This is a genomic window from Cellulomonas sp. ICMP 17802 (genome assembly GCF_041295535.1).
Classification (GTDB): Bacteria; Actinomycetota; Actinomycetes; order Actinomycetales; family Cellulomonadaceae; genus Cellulomonas.
The window spans coordinates 1-15,294 of sequence record NZ_JBGFQZ010000046.1 but is presented as its reverse complement, the minus strand read 5'-3'; the positions used below and the strand labels follow the sequence as shown (position 1 = coordinate 15,294).

Annotated in this window: 14 protein-coding genes; 9 read left to right on the top strand and 5 right to left on the bottom strand. The window is 74.7% G+C overall.

The window, feature by feature from the left end; genetic code table 11:
- A partial coding sequence (locus AB5970_RS18535; protein ID WP_370505426.1) for a DEAD/DEAH box helicase occupies positions 1-1,216 on the bottom strand: 1,216 nt, incomplete at its 3' end.
- A 211-nt stretch (positions 1,217-1,427) separates the two neighbouring features.
- Here AB5970_RS18535 and AB5970_RS18530 point away from each other — a divergent pair.
- The 3 genes from AB5970_RS18530 to AB5970_RS18520 are packed head-to-tail and all read left to right on the top strand — an operon-like array spanning position 1,428 to position 5,387.
- Positions 1,428-2,180, top strand: coding sequence for an ABC transporter ATP-binding protein (locus AB5970_RS18530; protein WP_370505425.1), 753 nt, complete (start codon positions 1,428-1,430; stop codon positions 2,178-2,180).
- Positions 2,180-4,726: an ABC transporter permease gene (locus tag AB5970_RS18525; RefSeq protein WP_370505424.1), complete on the top strand. Its 2,547-nt coding sequence runs from the start codon at positions 2,180-2,182 to the stop codon at positions 4,724-4,726. Before AB5970_RS18530 ends, AB5970_RS18525 begins: the two co-directional genes overlap by 1 nt.
- Positions 4,727-4,742: 16 nt before the next feature.
- Positions 4,743-5,387: a hypothetical protein gene (locus tag AB5970_RS18520; protein WP_370505423.1), complete on the top strand. Its 645-nt coding sequence runs from the start codon at positions 4,743-4,745 to the stop codon at positions 5,385-5,387.
- On the opposite strand, the gene AB5970_RS18515 is transcribed toward AB5970_RS18520, so the two are convergent.
- Positions 5,384-6,241, bottom strand: coding sequence for a CHAD domain-containing protein (locus tag AB5970_RS18515; protein ID WP_370505422.1), 858 nt, complete (start codon positions 6,239-6,241; stop codon positions 5,384-5,386). The genes AB5970_RS18520 and AB5970_RS18515 overlap by 4 nt on opposite strands.
- Before the next feature lie 111 nt (positions 6,242-6,352).
- On the opposite strand from AB5970_RS18515, the gene AB5970_RS18510 reads away from it, so the two are divergent.
- Positions 6,353-8,128, top strand: coding sequence for a hypothetical protein (locus tag AB5970_RS18510; RefSeq protein WP_370505421.1), 1,776 nt, complete (start codon positions 6,353-6,355; stop codon positions 8,126-8,128).
- On the opposite strand, the gene AB5970_RS18505 is transcribed toward AB5970_RS18510, so the two are convergent.
- Positions 8,115-8,318 carry a hypothetical protein gene (locus tag AB5970_RS18505; protein WP_370505420.1) on the bottom strand — a complete coding sequence of 68 codons (204 nt, stop codon included), beginning with the start codon at positions 8,316-8,318 and terminating at the stop codon, positions 8,115-8,117. The genes AB5970_RS18510 and AB5970_RS18505 overlap by 14 nt on opposite strands.
- 56 nt (positions 8,319-8,374) lie before the next feature.
- Here AB5970_RS18505 and AB5970_RS18500 point away from each other — a divergent pair, with 56 nt between their 5' ends.
- Positions 8,375-8,809 (top strand): MarR family winged helix-turn-helix transcriptional regulator, encoded by a 435-nt coding sequence (locus AB5970_RS18500; RefSeq protein WP_370505419.1) that lies wholly within the window; start codon positions 8,375-8,377, stop codon positions 8,807-8,809.
- Here AB5970_RS18500 and AB5970_RS18495 read toward each other — a convergent pair.
- Positions 8,799-9,167: a VOC family protein gene (locus AB5970_RS18495; protein WP_370505418.1), complete on the bottom strand. Its 369-nt coding sequence runs from the start codon at positions 9,165-9,167 to the stop codon at positions 8,799-8,801. The genes AB5970_RS18500 and AB5970_RS18495 overlap by 11 nt on opposite strands.
- 108 nt (positions 9,168-9,275) lie before the next feature.
- Here AB5970_RS18495 and AB5970_RS18490 point away from each other — a divergent pair, with 108 nt between their 5' ends.
- The 4 genes from AB5970_RS18490 to AB5970_RS18475 all read left to right on the top strand — a co-directional run bounded on the left by AB5970_RS18490 (position 9,276) and on the right by AB5970_RS18475 (position 13,783).
- Positions 9,276-10,052 carry an LLM class F420-dependent oxidoreductase gene (locus AB5970_RS18490; RefSeq protein WP_370505417.1) on the top strand — a complete coding sequence of 259 codons (777 nt, stop codon included), beginning with the start codon at positions 9,276-9,278 and terminating at the stop codon, positions 10,050-10,052.
- 31 nt (positions 10,053-10,083) lie between these two features.
- A complete protein-coding gene (locus tag AB5970_RS18485; RefSeq protein WP_370505416.1) occupies positions 10,084-11,721 on the top strand; it encodes a metallophosphoesterase family protein in 1,638 nt (545 codons plus the stop codon).
- A 59-nt stretch (positions 11,722-11,780) separates the two neighbouring features.
- On the top strand, positions 11,781-12,458 hold the full coding sequence (locus AB5970_RS18480) for a metal-dependent transcriptional regulator (protein WP_370505415.1): 678 nt from the start codon (positions 11,781-11,783) through the stop codon (positions 12,456-12,458).
- Positions 12,459-12,544: 86 nt separating this feature from the next.
- Positions 12,545-13,783 carry an MFS transporter gene (locus tag AB5970_RS18475; protein ID WP_370505414.1) on the top strand — a complete coding sequence of 413 codons (1,239 nt, stop codon included), beginning with the start codon at positions 12,545-12,547 and terminating at the stop codon, positions 13,781-13,783.
- Here AB5970_RS18475 and AB5970_RS18470 read toward each other — a convergent pair.
- Positions 13,721-15,294 (bottom strand): helicase HerA-like domain-containing protein (locus AB5970_RS18470; protein WP_370505413.1); only part of this gene is annotated, 1,574 nt, incomplete at its 5' end. The genes AB5970_RS18475 and AB5970_RS18470 overlap by 63 nt on opposite strands.

Below are 15,294 nucleotides of genomic sequence, written 5' to 3'. Positions count from 1 at the left end.
TGCCGCCGCCGGTGCTCGCGGTCACGGGGGGAGCGACGTACTTCACGGGCTCGGCCACCTCGCCGACGAGGCGCGTGAGCGTCGCGTCGCCGGGGAAGACGGGCTTCGGCGTCGCCGTGATCTTGGCGGCACGCGTGAGCGCGCGGACGTCGCCGCGCTGCTCGGGCAGGACGATCGTGACCACGTCGCCGCCCGACCCGGCGCGCGCCGTGCGGCCCGAGCGGTGCAGGTACGCCTTGTGCTCGGCCGGCGGGTCGACGTGCACGACGAGCTCGATGTCGTCGACGTGGATGCCGCGCGCGGCGATGTCGGTGGCGACCAGCACCCGGACGGCGCCGGACGAGAACGCCTCGAGGTTGCGCTCGCGGGCGTTCTGGGCGAGGTTGCCGTGCAGGTCGACGGCGGGGATGCCGTCCATCGTCAGCTGCTTGGCCAGCTTCTTGGCCTGGTGCTTGGTGCGCATGAACAGCACGCGGCGGCCGGTGCCCGACGCGAGGTGGTGCACGACCTGCTTCTTGGCCTCGGCGTCGCGGACCTCGAACAGGTGGTGGGTCATGGCGGCGACCGGGGACTCGGCGCTGTCGACGGAGTGCTCGACGGGCGAGGTCAGGTAGCGCTTGACCAGCTGGTCGACGCCCTTGTCCAGGGTGGCCGAGAAGAGCAGGCGCTGCCCGGTCTTCGGCGTCTTGTCCATGATGCGCTTGACGCCCGGCAGGAAGCCGAGGTCGGCCATGTGGTCGGCCTCGTCGAGCACGGTGATCTGCACGTCGTCGAGCGTGAGCGCCTTCTGGTTGAGCAGGTCCTCGAGGCGGCCCGGGCAGGCCACGACGATGTCGATGCCGCCGTTGAGCGCGGAGACCTGCTTGCCCTGCGACACGCCGCCGAAGATCACGGTGGTGTTGAGCCCCATGACCTTGGCCAGCGGGGCGATGGTGGCGTCGATCTGCGAGGCGAGCTCGCGCGTCGGGGCCAGCACGAGGGCGCGGGGCCGGCGCGCGGCCTTGCCCTTGCCGGCGGTGGCGGCGAGGCGCACCACGAGGGGGAGGGCGAACGCGAGCGTCTTGCCGGAGCCCGTGCGGCCGCGGCCGAGGACGTCCCGGCCGGCCAGCGAGTCGGGCAGCGTCGCGGTCTGGATGGGGAAGGGGGCGGTGATGCCCTGCGCCGTCAGTGCGGCGGACAGGGCAGAGGGCACGCCAAGTTCGGCGAAGGAAGTCATAGATCGAGCCTCTCGGGGCTTGGTCGGGGTCCGCCGCCAGAGCAACCAGAGCGACAGCTCCGGGGGACCTCCACGACGCGGGGCGCGCAGGTTCGCACAGCCCTTGGTGCCCCCACTGTCTCACACCGGGTGCCGCGACGAGGGTCGCGGTGTCGAGCGTCACAAGGGACGATCAGATGTCCCAGCCCCGTTACCAGGAGGAACGTGCCCGATGACGACCGTGGCGACCGACGGCGTGATCGCCTCCGCGCGTGACCTGGTCAAGGTCTACGGCGCGGGCACGACGACGGTCCGGGCGCTCGACGGGGTCGACGTCGACCTGGTCCGCGGCGAGCTCACCGCGATCATGGGGCCGTCCGGCTCGGGCAAGTCGACGCTCATGCACTGCCTCGCCGGGCTCGACCGGCCGACGTCGGGGACCGTCGTGGTGGACGGGCAGACGGTCAGCAGCATGTCCGAGCGCCGGCTCACCGCGCTGCGGCGCACGCGGGTCGGGTTCGTGTTCCAGGCCTACAACCTGGTGCCGACGCTGACCGCGCTGGAGAACATCACGCTGCCGCTCGACATCGCGCGCCGGCCGGTGGACCGCGCGCACCTCGACAACGTGGTGGAGACGCTCGGGCTGGCGGACCGGTTGGGGCACAAGCCGAGCGAGCTGTCCGGCGGGCAGCAGCAGCGGGTGGCGTGCGCGCGGGCCCTCGTGGCGCGCCCGGCGGTGGTGTTCGCCGACGAGCCGACGGGCAACCTCGACAGCACGTCGGCGGCCGAGGTGCTCGGGTTCCTGCGCCGCAGCGTCGACGACCTCGGGCAGTCGGTCGTCATGGTCACGCACGACCCCACGTCCGCCGGGTACGCCCACCGGGTGCTGTTCCTCGCGGACGGGCGGCTGGTGGGCGAGCTGCGGGACCCGACCGCGGAGTCCGTCCTCGCGGCGCTGACGGCGATCCGCGCCGGCGCACTCTGATGGTCCGGGTCGCGCTCCGCGGGGTGCGGGCGCACCTGGTGCGGTTCTGCCTCTCGGTCCTCGCCGTCGCGCTCGGGGTCGCGTTCGTCGCCGGGACGTTCGCGCTGCGCACCATGCTCGGGTCCACGTTCACCGACATCATCGCGACGACGACGCTGGGCGACGCCTACGTCCGCGGCGCCGAGCCCGCCGGCGGCACGGGCGGCCCGGACCGGATCAACCCGGACACCCGCAACCCGGTCCCGCTGACCCTCGTCGACCAGCTCGAGGCGGTCGACGGCGTGGCGGCGGCGCTGCCGGACGTGCAGGGTCCGCTGGTCCTGGTCGGCGCCGACGGCACCGCGGTGCAGAGCACGCAGGCGCCGAGCTTCGGCTTCGCGTACGACCCGCGGGACCGGGCGGTGCACGTGGTCGCGGGGCGGGCGCCGGCGGGTCCCGACGAGATCGGCGTGGAGTCGGCCACGCTGCGCGCCTCGGGCCTCGCGATCGGCGACCCGACCAGCGTCGTGATCGGCGGCGAGGTCCGGCCGGTGACCGTGGTCGGCGAGATGGGGCTCGGGTCCGCGCTGGCCGGCGCGACGGTCGTCTTCGTCGACCCGGAGACCGCGGCGGCGGCCTGGGCGCCGGACGGGAACGTCGCGACGATCTCGATCCTGGCGGACGACGGCCTCACCGAGCAGCAGCTGGTGGACCGGATCGCGCCGGTGGCGGCGGCGTCGGCGATCCCGGCCGAGGCGGTGACGGGCGACGTGGTCCGCGAGCAGGCGACGGCGAACATCCTGACGATCCTCGGGTTCATCACGACGTTCCTGCTGGTCTTCGCCGGGATCTCGCTGTTCGTCGGCGGCTTCATCATCGCCAACACCTTCTCCATGTGGGTGCGCCAGCGGACGCGCGAGCTCGCGCTGCTGCGCGCGGTGGGCGCGTCACCCCTGCAGGTGTTCTCGTCGATCGTGCTGCAGGCGGCGATCGTCGGCGTGGTCGGCGCGGTGCTCGGCGTCGCGGGCGGGCTCGGGCTCGTCGTGGTGCTCCGCGAGGTGCTCGGCCGGTTCGGGATGCAGCTGACGGGCCGGGTGCCGCTCGACGGGTTCACGCTCGTGGTGTCCGTGCTGGTCGGCACGCTGGTCAGCGTCCTGGCCGCGGCCCTGCCGGCCCGCCGCGCCGCCCTGGTGCCGCCGGTCGAGGCCCTGCGCGACGAGGTCACGCTGCCGGAGCGCTCCCTGCGCCGGCGCGCGATCGTGGGCGTGTCGCTCGTGGCGCTGGGGATCGCGGCCCTGGTCGCCGCGCTTCTGGATCCCACGGCGGACCACGCCGGCGCGCTGCTCGGTGCCGGCGCGGGCGCCGTGGTGCTCGGGGTGCTCGCCGCCTCCCCGGTGCTCGCCCGCGGCATGCTGCGCCTGCTGTCGGTGCCGGTGGCCCGGTGGCGCCCGGTCGGTCCGCTCGCCCGCGGGAACGTCACCCGGAACCCGCGCCGCACGGCGAACACCGCGGGCGCGCTGATGATCGGGATGGCGCTCGTGGGGGCCGCCGCGGTCATCGCTGCCACCACCCAGGCGTCGACCAGCGCGATCGTGTCGCGCGAGGCCACCACCGACTACATCCTGCGCGGGGCCGGCCAGGGGACCGTCCCGGCGCAGGCGGTCGAGGACGTGCGCGCGCTGCCCGACGTCCGGGCCGCCGACACCTTCGCGACCGGCTCCGTGCTGGTGGACGGGTCGCCGTTCGCCGTCACGGGCATCGACCCGGCCGCCGTCGGCCGCAGCATCCGCACCGAGGAGGTCGAGGGATCGTTCCCCGACGCGCTCGCGGCCGGGCAGGTGGCGGTGCAGCGCACGACCATGGACGACGAGGGCTGGTCGATGGGGCAGGAGCTCACGCTGGTCGGCTCGACGTCGTCGCGGACCGTCTCCGTCGGCGCGGTCATCGACTCGCCCGCGTTCGGCGTACCGCTCGTCGTCTCGCAGACCGTGCTCGACGGGCTGCTGCCCCCCGACGAGCAGCGCGTCACCACGGTGTTCGTGACGGCGGCCAACGGCGCCGACGTCGCGGCGCTGCGGGGCGAGCTCACCGCGGCCGTCCGCCCGTACGTCGTCGTCTCGGTCATGGACAGCGAGGAGTTCGTCTCCGACCTCGCCGCGCAGGTGGACCGCGTGCTGGTCATCCTCTACGCCCTGCTCGGGCTGTCGATCGTCATCGCGGTGCTCGGCATCGTGAACACGCTCGCGCTCTCGGTGATCGAGCGGACGCGGGAGATCGGCCTGCTGCGCGCCGTCGGCCTCGGCCGGCTGCAGCTCGGTACGACGATCACGCTCGAGTCGGTACTCACCGCGGTGTTCGGCACGGCCGTGGGGCTGGTGCTCGGGGTCGCGCTCGCGGCGACGCTGCCCACCGTGTTCGCCGACGTGGGGCTGCGCACGCTCGCGGTCCCGTGGAGCAGCCTGGTGCTCATGCTCGCGCTCGCGGTGGTGGTGGGCGTCGTCGCGGCCCTCTGGCCCGCCGTGCGTGCGGCGCGTCTGCCGGTGCTCGACGCCGTGACCACGGAGTGACCGATAGCCTCGGAGGGTGAGCGACACGGGGTACGGCGACTTCGAGTTCGAGCGTCGCTTCTGGGCGCGCGACGTGCCGGCCGACCTGCTCGACGCCTCGCCGGCGCTGATCGTGCAGAGCTACGTGCTCGCCGACGCCGGCTTCGCCATCCGCGTCCGGGTGCAGGCCACCGTCGCGGGCCTGGTGCTGGAGCCCGGCCTCGACGAGCTCGCGATCCTCGAGCGCTACGCCGACCAGATGGACTTCTGCGCGATCACCGTCAAGGGGCCCATGAACGAGGGCACTCGCTACGAGGCCGAGCGCGAGCTCGACGTCTCGGTCGGCCTCGAGCTGGTCCGCCGCGGCGGCGCGCGCGTGGCCAAGACGCGGCACTCGGTGTGGCTGGGCGACGACGGCTGGGTGGTGGACACGTTCGCGGGCGGGAACGCACCGCTCCTGGTGGCCGAGGTGGAGCGCGGCGGGCCGGTCACCGACCTGACGATCCCGGAGTTCTGCGTCACCGAGCTGACGTCCGACCCGCGGTTCTCCAACGACGCGCTCGCCCGCCGGCCGTACGGCACGTGGGCGTCGGACTACGAGGCCGAGCTCGCCCGCACCGGACCCCGCTTCCTGCAGAGCCTCGGGCACAACCACCGTCCCGGGGAGTCCGGGCAGGACTAGCGCATCCAGTGCCGGTGCCCCGGCGCGCTCGCGCGGGCGACCCGGTGCGCGGCGTCGAGCTCCGCGGTCGCGCCGGCCCACTGCGCGAGCGCGTGCAGGCGCCCGTACGTGAACGTGCTCTCGCCGTCGGCGTCGGCCTGGAGCGCCAGCCGGTGGAGCGTCTCGCGGCGGGTCACCGACTCGTGCTGGGCGCCCAGCGTCTGCTGGACCCGACGGGCCCGGCGAGCGCTGCGCCCGGCCGGGTCCCCGACCACGCCGACCGCCACCTCGCTGGCATAGCGGGCCTGCCGGGCGGCCTTGCGGACCTCGTGCAGCGCCTCGTCGCGCGCCTCGCCCGCCGGCAGCCCGTCCGCGGCCTCGACGGCCCGGTCGAAGCGGCGCCAGGCGCGCCGGGCGAGCCGCGGCAGGTCGGCGTCGTCGTGCTGGGGCTCGAGCGCCAGGCGGCCGATCAGGTCGTCGATCCGCGACGAGCCGAGCCAGGCCTCCAGGCGGTCGAGCGCGAGCAGGCGGGCGGCCGAGCGGTCCTCGTCGATCCGCTGCACGATCGGCCCGACGACGAGCGCCGGGTCCTCGTCGGCGAGCAGCTGACGCAGCGCGCGCAGCTCGACGTGGGGGTCGCGGGCGGCGCCGAGCACGTGGCCGAGGTCGGCCAGCTCGTCCCGCAGCGGGCCGGTCGAGCCGAGCACGCGCCGGTACACCGACAGGGCCGCGCGCAGGCGTCGGGTGGCCACGCGGGCGTCGTGCACCGCGGCGTCGTCGCCCTGCCGGAGCAGCGGCACGGACGCACGGAGCCGTCCCGCGTGGAGCGCGACGTAGGCCTGCACGACCTGGCCTGCGGTGACGTCGGCGCCCATGGGTCGAGGTTGGCACGCCCAGCGGCTCGCCGTCCTGCAGCACGCCGGTGCGTCGGGCCGTCTGCCGACCCCTCCTAGACTGACCGTCGACCGCGACGAGGAGGTACCGCCGTGCCGCTGGGCCGACGACGACGCGCCGCACTGGTCGCGCCCCTCGTGGCTCTGCTCGCGCTCGCGGGCTGCACGGACGACCGCGCGACAGACCAGCCGGCGCCCACCCCGACCCGCGCGACCGCGACCCCGTCCCCGACGCCGACCCCGGTGGCCGCCCGGGCGGGAGCACCCGACGAGGCCGCGACCGTCCTGCCCGCCGCCACCCCGCAGGACGCGGCCCTCGAGGCGTCCCGCGCGCTGTTCGACCGGGCGCCGGTGGTCGTGGTCGCACCCGCCGAGGACGTCGCCGCGCAGCTGACCGCGGCCTCCGCGGCGGTCGCGCTCGGCGCCCCCGTCCTGCTCACCACGGCGGGTGCCGACCCGGCGCCGGTGCTGGCGGAGCTCGACCGGCTCGGCGCGCAGGCGGTGCTGGCGGTGGGCGCGGCCGCGCTGGCGCCGCCGCCCGGGCTGTCGCTGGTCCCCGTCGCGCCCGGCGCCGACGCGGCGACGCTGCGGGCTGCCACGGGGGCCGCGTTCGGCCCGCCCGCCGAGGTGCCTCCCGGTCAGGAGCCCGCAGCCGTCCGTGCCCTGGCCTCGCCGCGACCTTCCGTGCTGGTCGTCGCGGGCGCGGCGGCGGCGCCGGCACCCACAATGTCTCCGACCCCGGCGTCGTCGCCCGCACCCACGCCGTCCCCGACCCCGACGTCGTCGCGCGCACCCACCACCCTCCCGCGCACCCGGCCGCCCGCCGCCGTCGCGGGAACGGTCGCGCTCACGGGGGTGGGAGTCGACCCGGTGGCCGCGCTCGCGACCGTCCGGGCGGCGGGTGTCCCCGTGCTCGACGCGCCGGGCGGCGACCCCCGCGCGACGACCCCGAGCGTGCAGGCGCTCGCCACGGCCGCGCCCGACCACACGATCGCGCTCGGCGCCGCGTTCGGGCCCCCCGACCAGCTCGCCCGCCGCGTCGCGACGGCGCGGACCGGCCTGCTGCTCGGCGGCGGGGGACAGCTGGTGTTCCCGCAGGTCGCGGGCGTGCCGGGGAAGAAGTACGTGGCTCTGTACGGCACGCCCGGCTCGAAGGCGCTCGGCGTGCTGGGGGAGCAGGACGTCCCGGCCACGCTGGCGCGCGCCGACGCCACGGCGGCGCCGTACCGGTCGCTCACGACGGACGCGGTCGTCCCCGCCGTCGAGATCATCGCGACCATCGCGTCCGGCGGCCCCGGACCGGACGGCAACTACTCCGACGAGCGGTCGGTGGCGGACCTGCGGCCCCTGGTCGAGGCGGCCGGCGCCGCGGGCATGACGGTGGTGCTCGACCTGCAGCCGGGCCGGACCGACTTCCTCACCCAGGCCCAGCAGTACGCGGACCTCCTCGCGCTCCCGTACGTCGGGCTCGCGCTCGACCCCGAGTGGCGCCTCGCGCCCGACCAGGTGCACCTGCGGCAGATCGGGTCGGTCGGCATCGACGAGATCAACGCGGTCGTGGCGTGGCTGGCGGACTTCACGGCGCAGCGGGCGCTGCCGCAGAAGATGCTCGTCCTGCACCAGTTCGCCGGACGGATGATCGTCGACCGCGCCCGCCTCGACACCTCGCGCGACGAGCTCGCGCTGGTGATCCACGTCGACGGGCAGGGCACGCAGCCCGGCAAGGCGGGGACGTGGACCACGCTGCGCGCGGACGCGCCGCCGGTGCACTGGGGCTGGAAGAACTTCTACGACGAGGACAAGCCGATGCTGGACCCCACGCAGACCTACCAGGTCCAGCCGGTGCCGGACCTGGTCAGCTACCAGTAGCCGGGCGCTGCACCAGGAACGACCGGCCGCTGGCGTCGACCACGCGCTCGAACCCCTGCTGCAGCTCGGCGTCGCGGGCGCGCTCGTCGTCGGTCAGGGCCTTGCGCGGTCCCCGGATGTTGCCCACCTGCGCAGGCCCGAGGTAGGTGAGCCACCACTCGGTCATGTCGCGACGACGCTTCTTCGGCACGGATCCTCCTGAGTAGTTCGTGCCCTAACTATATGCCCACGATCTATCATGCCTGCATGGACGATCCGCTCGCCGTCGAGGCCCAGGTCTGCCTGACCGTGTCCGCGGCGGCCCGCAGCCTCGTGGCGTTCTACCGGCCGCTGCTCGAGCCGCTCGGGCTGACGCACCCGCAGTACCTCGCCATGCTCGCGCTCTGGCAGTACGGGCGGCTGTCGCTCAAGGAGCTCGCGGCGCTGCTGCACCTCGAGCCGGCCACGACGTCCCCGCTGGTCAAGCGCCTGGAGGCCATGGGCCTGGTGCGGCGCGAGCGGTCGACCGACGACGAGCGCGCGCTCGACCTGGTGGTCACGGACGCCGGCCGGGCCATGCGCGCGTCCGCCGTCGGGATCCCCGCCGCGATGGTCGACGGCCTGGGGCTGACGCCCGAGCAGATCGAGCAGATCCGCAGCGCGGCGGAGCTGCTCATCGCCGCGGCAGCGCCTACCGCCTGACGATCTGCTGCACGGCCCAGCGGTTGCCGTCCGGGTCCTCGAAGAACGTGAACCGGCCCCACGGGAACTCCACGACGGGCTCCGCCGCGACGCCGCGACCGACCAGGTACTCGTAGGTGGCGTCGGCGTCGTCGACCACCACCTGCAGCCCCTGCTGCGCGCCCGGCGGCATCGACGTCATGTTCACGTCGAGCACGATCGAGCACGCGGAGCCCGGGGGAGTGAGCTGCACGAACCGGAGGGACTCGTCGACGGGGACGTCGTGGTCGGCGTGGAAGCCCACCTGGTCGACGTAGAACGCCTTCGCGCGGTCGATGTCGGCGACGGGGACGGGGACGAGCTCGAGCTTCATGTCCATGGGAACTCCTCGGTGTGCGGTGAGAGGACCAGCATCCGCCCCGAACAGGTCAGATGCTGTCCGCTTCTCGAGCGGTCAGATCGCCGACCCGTCCGTAGGCTCGACACCATGACGCACCCCTTCCGCATCGGAGTCCAGCTCCAGCCCCAGCACGCCGACTACGCCCAGCTCCGCGACGCCGTGCGCCGCGCGGAGGACCTCGGCGTCGACATCCTCTTCAACTGGGACCACTTCTTCCCGCTCTCGGGCGACCCGGACGGCAAGCACTTCGAGTGCTGGACCATGCTCGGGGCCTGGGCGGAGCAGACGAGCACCGTGCAGATCGGCGCGCTCGTCACCTGCAACTCCTACCGCAACCCGGAGCTGCTGGCGGACATGGCGCGGACCGTCGACCACATCAGCGGCGGCCGGCTGATCCTCGGCATCGGCGCGGGCTGGTTCGAGAAGGACTACGACCAGTTCGGCTACGAGTTCGGCACCGCCGGGTCGCGGATCGCGGACCTGGCGCAGGCGCTGCCGCGCATCAAGGCGCGCTGGGCGGCCTCCAACCCGACCCCGACCCGGGAGATCCCGGTGCTGATCGGCGGCGGCGGCGAGCGCAAGACGCTGCGGGTCGTCGCGGAGCACGCGGACGTCTGGCACTCCTTCGGCGACGTCGACACCCTCGCCCGCAAGAGCGCGATCCTCGACGAGCACGGCACGGACGTGGGCCGGGACACGGCCGCCCTGGTCGAGCGCTCGGTCGGCGTCGGCACGTCGCCGGCGAAGGTGGCCGACGCCCTGGTCGCCGCCGGCGCCACGCTGTTCACCGTGGGCACCAGCGGCCCGGACTACGACCTGTCGCTGGCCGCCGAGTGGGTGGCCTGGCGCGACGCGCAGGGCTGATCGGGCGCGACGCCGCATAGGCTCGGGGGTGATGAGCCACCCGAGCGGCCCGGACCCGGGCGTCGAGCGACGATGGTGGCCGCGCGCCCTCCTCGCCGTCGGCGCCGTGCTCCTCGCCCTCGTCTTCGGCATCACGACGGCGTCGGTGGAGAGCAGCCTCGGTCCGCACGAGGCGCGGTACGACGTCACCACGGACGACACGGTGACCGTCGACCTCGGGCCGCTCGGGACGCTGCAGATCGACTCGCCGCTGCCGCTGACCCTCGGGGTGCGGGTCACGGTGCAGGAGATCCCCGCGTCGGTGACCGAGCTCGACCAGTCCAAGACGCTGCAGGCGCTCAGCGGCGACCTGCAGAGCTACCTGCAGTTCTTCTCCGGCCCGCAGGCGACCGTGCAGGACGTGGCGCGCGCGCTGGTGACGCAGGCGCTCGAGCGGACCGCCCTGGCGCTCGTCGTGCTGGTCGCCGCGTGGTGGCTCTTCCGCGTGCTGCTCGGGGCGGCGCGGCGTGCGGAGCTCCGCCAGCAGGTCCGCCCGCACCTGCGGTCGGGGCTGGCCGCGGCGGTCGCCGTCGCGCTCGTCGCCACCGTGCTCACCTCGAGCCTCGGGCAGCGCGACCAGCCGACGGCGTCGCGGCCGGCGTCGGCGGTGTTCGACGGGACGCCGCTGGAGGGTGCCCGCGTGACCGGCCGGCTGGGCGGCGTGATCGACACCTACGGCGGCCAGGTGGTCGCGGAGCTGCGCAAGAACGAGAAGTTCTACGCGTCGGCGAACGCGTCGCTCAAGGCCGCCTGGGACGACCGCGCCGACACCCTCGCGGCGTGGCCGGCGCCCGAGCCGACCGCCTCCTCGTCGGCGAGCCCGACCCCGGTCGACGAGGCCGACCTGGTGACCGTCGTCCTGGTCTCCGACCTGCACTGCAACGTCGGCATGGCGCCCCTGATCCGGACGCTGGTGCAGCGCTCGAAGGCGGACCTGGTGCTCGACGCGGGTGACACCACCCTCAACGGCACCTCGGTCGAGCAGTACTGCGTGACCACGTTCGCCCGCGCGGTCCCGGCGGGCGTCGAGCTGGTGACGTCGCCCGGCAACCACGACTCCCGGCAGACGACGAAGAACTACGCCAAGGCCGGGGCCACGGTGCTCGACGGGTCGGTGATCGAGGTGGACGGCCTGCGGATCCTGGGCGACCGCGACCCGAACGAGACGCGCGTCGGCGCGGGCGGCACCGCGCTCGCGGGCAAGGAGTCGGCGCAGGACGAGGCCGACCGGCTGGCCGAGGTGGCGTGCGACGACGGCGACGGCGTCGACCTGCTGCTCATCCACACGCCCGCCGTGGGCGAGGAGGCGCTCGCCAGCGGCTGTGTCCCCGCGCAGATCTCGGGCCACCTGCACAAGCGGTACGGACCCGAGCGCCTGGGGCTGGGCGTCCGGTACATCAGCTCGAGCACGGCCGGAGCGACGCTGGGCCAGCCGACGGTCGGGCCGCTCAACGGCATCGCGGAGCTGACCGTCCTGCGCTGGGACCCGGGGACGCGGCGGTTCGTCGACTACCAGCTGGTGCAGGTGCGGCCCGACGCGACCGCGAGCGTGAGCCCGCGCCTGCGCTGGCCGGCCGCGCCCGAGGAGCCGGCGCCGGCCGGCCCCCGCGGCACCCCGTCGCCCGTCTGATCGCGGGCCCGGAGAACCGCCCTGCGGGCCCTGGCGCGGGGCACCCTAGGCTGGACGGCGTGAGCACGCCGACGACACCCGAGCTGAGCGCCGTCACGCAGGACTACCTCAAGGTCGTCTGGTCGGCGCGCGAGTGGTCGGAGCAGCCCGTCACCACCAAGATGCTGGCGACGCGGCTGGGGGTGGGCGCGTCCACGGTCTCGGAGACGGTCCGCCGCCTGGCCGACAGCGGCCTGGTCACGCACCAGCCGTACGGCGCGATCGAGCTGACCGCGGACGGCGAGCGCCACGCGCTGGCGGTCGTGCGGCGGCACCGGCTCATCGAGACGTTCCTGGTGGAGGTGCTGGGCTACGGGTGGGACGAGGTGCACGACGAGGCCGAGGTGCTCGAGCACGCGGTGTCGGACCTGTTCGTGGAGCGCATCTCCGCCCAGCTGGGCCACCCGCGACGCGACCCGCACGGGGACCCCATCCCGGGCCCGGACGGCTCCCTCGACGTGCCCGCGGCGGACGTGCTCTGGGACGTCGAGCCGGGCCGGTGGGCCGTGGCGCGCATCTCGGACGCCGACCCCGGCCTGCTGCGGTACCTCGAGTCCGTGGACCTCCTGCTCGACGCCGCGGTCACGGTGGTCGAGCGGCGGACCGTCGCCGGCGTGATCTCCGTCCTCGTCGGCGACCGCACGGTCGACCTCGGGGAGATCGCGGCGCGGGCCATCTGGCTGGTCCCCGTCGCCTGACACCGCGTACGCTGGCGGCATCCACCGGAGCTGACGACGGCGTTCTCCGACTCTCGATCGAATCGATTCGTCCGGAGGGCCCGTCGTTGGTCACGCTCACGCCAGCACGCTCGCGCGCCGCGCTGTTCGCCCTCGCCCTGGGCGGGTTCGGGATCGGCACCACCGAGTTCGCGACGATGGGGCTGCTGCCCGAGATCGCCGCCGACCTGGGCGTCTCGATCCCGACGGCCGGGAACGCCATCACGGCCTACGCGCTCGGCGTCGTGGTCGGTGCCCCCACCTTGGCGGCCCTGGGCGCCCGGCTCGACCGGCGTCGGCTGCTGCTGCTGCTGATGGCGGCGTTCACGGTGGGCAACGTGCTGTCCGCGTTCGCGCCGACCATGGGCTGGCTCGTGCTCGCCCGGTTCCTCGCCGGCCTGCCGCACGGGGCGTTCTTCGGGGTCGGGGCCGTGCTGGGCACGGCGGTCGTCGGGCCCGAGCGCCGCGGCCGCGCGGTCGCCGCGATGATGGCCGGGCTCACGGTCGCGTGCGCCGTCGGCGTGCCGCTGACCGCGATCGTCGGGCACGCCGTCGGCTGGCGGTGGGCGTTCGTCGGCGTCGGCGCCCTCGGCCTGCTCACGCTCGCCGCGCTGTCCGCGTGGGCGCCGTCGCTGCCGTCGGTGCCGGGCACCACCGTGCGCACCGAGCTCGCGGCGCTGCGCAACCGCCGGCTGTGGATCGCGTTCGGCGCCGGGGCGGTCGGGTTCGGCGGCATGTTCGCGGTCTACTCCTACGTCAAGCCGCTGCTCACCGAGGTGACGGGGCTGAGCGTCGGGCTGGTGCCGCTCGTCCTCGCCCTGTACGGGATCGGGATGACGGTGGGCACGCTGGTCGGCGGTCGCCTGGCCGACCGGTCGGTGCTCGGCACGGTCGTCGGCGGCATGGTCGCCACCATCGTCGTGCTGGTCGCCATCGCCCTGGTCGGCGCGTCGCCCGTACCCGCGGTGCTCGCGCTCGTCCTGCTGGGCGTCACGTCGCAGGTCCTCGGCCTCTCGCTGCAGACCCGGCTCATGGACGTGTCGCCGTCGGCGCCGTCGCTCGGCGCGGCCCTGTGCCACTCGGCGCTCAACCTGGGTAACGCGACCGGGGCGTTCGTCGGCGGCCTGGTGATCGCCGGGGGCTTCGGCTACCTCGCGCCGGCGTGGGTCGGCGCCGGGCTCACCGCGGTCGGGCTCGTCGTCGTCCTGGTGTTCGGCCGCGGCTCGGTGCCGGTCCCGGTCCCGTCAGCGGCGGCGGGTGCCGAAGATCGAGCGCGTGATCTCACGCCCCAGCTGAGTGCCCGCTGACCGCAGCAGGCTGTCCAGCGGGCTGGTCCGGCTGGCCGAGCGCCGGGGTGCGGCGCGCCGGGCCTCGCGGGCGGCCTCGTCGGCCCGGTCCTGCGCCTCCTTGGCCTCCTCCTCGCGCTTCGCCGCCTCCTGCGCCTTCTGGGCGCGCACGGCGAGCAGCTCGTAGGCCGACTCCCGGTCCACGGCCACCGCGTAGCGGGCGGAGAGGGGCGACGCCGAGATCGCGGCCGTCAGCTGCGCCGCGGGCAGCGGCTCCATCGACGACTGCGGCGCCCGCAGCCGCGTCCACGCCACCGGGGTCGGGGTCCCGCGCTCCGACTGCACCGTGACCACGGCCTCGCCCGTGCCCAGCGACTGGAGCAGCTGCTCGAGATCGTAGGAGGACGTGGGGAACGTCCGGGCCGCCAGCCGCAGGGCCTTGGCGTCGTCCGGGGTGAACGCGCGCAGGGCGTGCTGCACGCGGTTGCCCAGCTGGCTCAGCACGTCGGCCGGCACGTCCTTGGGGCTCTGGGTGACGAAGAAGACCCCGACGCCCTTGGAGCGGATCAGTCGCACGGTCTGCGTGACCTGCGTCAGGAAGTCGGCCGAGGCGCCCGTGAAGAGCAGGTGCGCCTCGTCGAAGAAGAAGACGAGCTTGGGCTTGTCGGGGTCGCCCACCTCGGGCAGCTCCTGGAACAACTCGGCCAGGAGCCACATGAGGAACGTCGAGAAGAGCGCGGGCCGGTCCTGCACGGCCGGCAGCTCGAGCGCGCTGATGACGCCGCGGCCGTCGGGCGCGGTGCGCAGCAGGTCGGCGACGGCAAACGCCGGCTCGCCGAAGAAGGCGTCGGCCCCCTGGCCCTGCAGCGAGACGATCTCGCGCAGGATCACGCCCGCGGTGGCCGCCGACAGGCCGCCGATGCCCTTGAGCAGCGGCTTGCCCTCGTCGCTGACCAGGTACGCGATCGTGGCCTGCAGGTCCTTGAGGTCCAGCAGCGCCAGCCCCTGGGTGTCGGCCCAGTGCATGATCAGGCCCAGGCTCGACTCCTGCGTGGCGTTGAGCCCGAGCACCTTGGCCAGCAGCAGCGGCCCGAAGTCGGTGACGGTGGTCCGCACGGGCGACCCCTGCCCGATCCCGCCGAGGCTGAGGAACTCGACCGGCGAGCCCGTGGCCACCCACTCCTGCCCGAGGCTCTTGGTGCGCGTCAGCAGCTTCTCGCTCGAGGTGCCCGGGACGGCCAGGCCGGACAGGTCGCCCTTGATGTCCGCGACGAACACCGGGACGCCGGCCGCCGACAGCCCCTCGGTCAGCACCTGCAGGGTCTTCGTCTTGCCCGTGCCGGTCGCGCCGGCGACCAGCCCGTGCCGGTTCATCATCGCGAGCGGGATCCCCACCGGGACGGCGGGGACCGCGACGTCGTCCTCCACCAGCGCGCCCAGCGGGAGCATCGGGCCGGAGAACGTGTAGCCGGCGAGGATCTGCGCGGCGTGCTCCGAGAGCGTGCCGGTCGGGGCAGCCGAGCCGCCCGGAG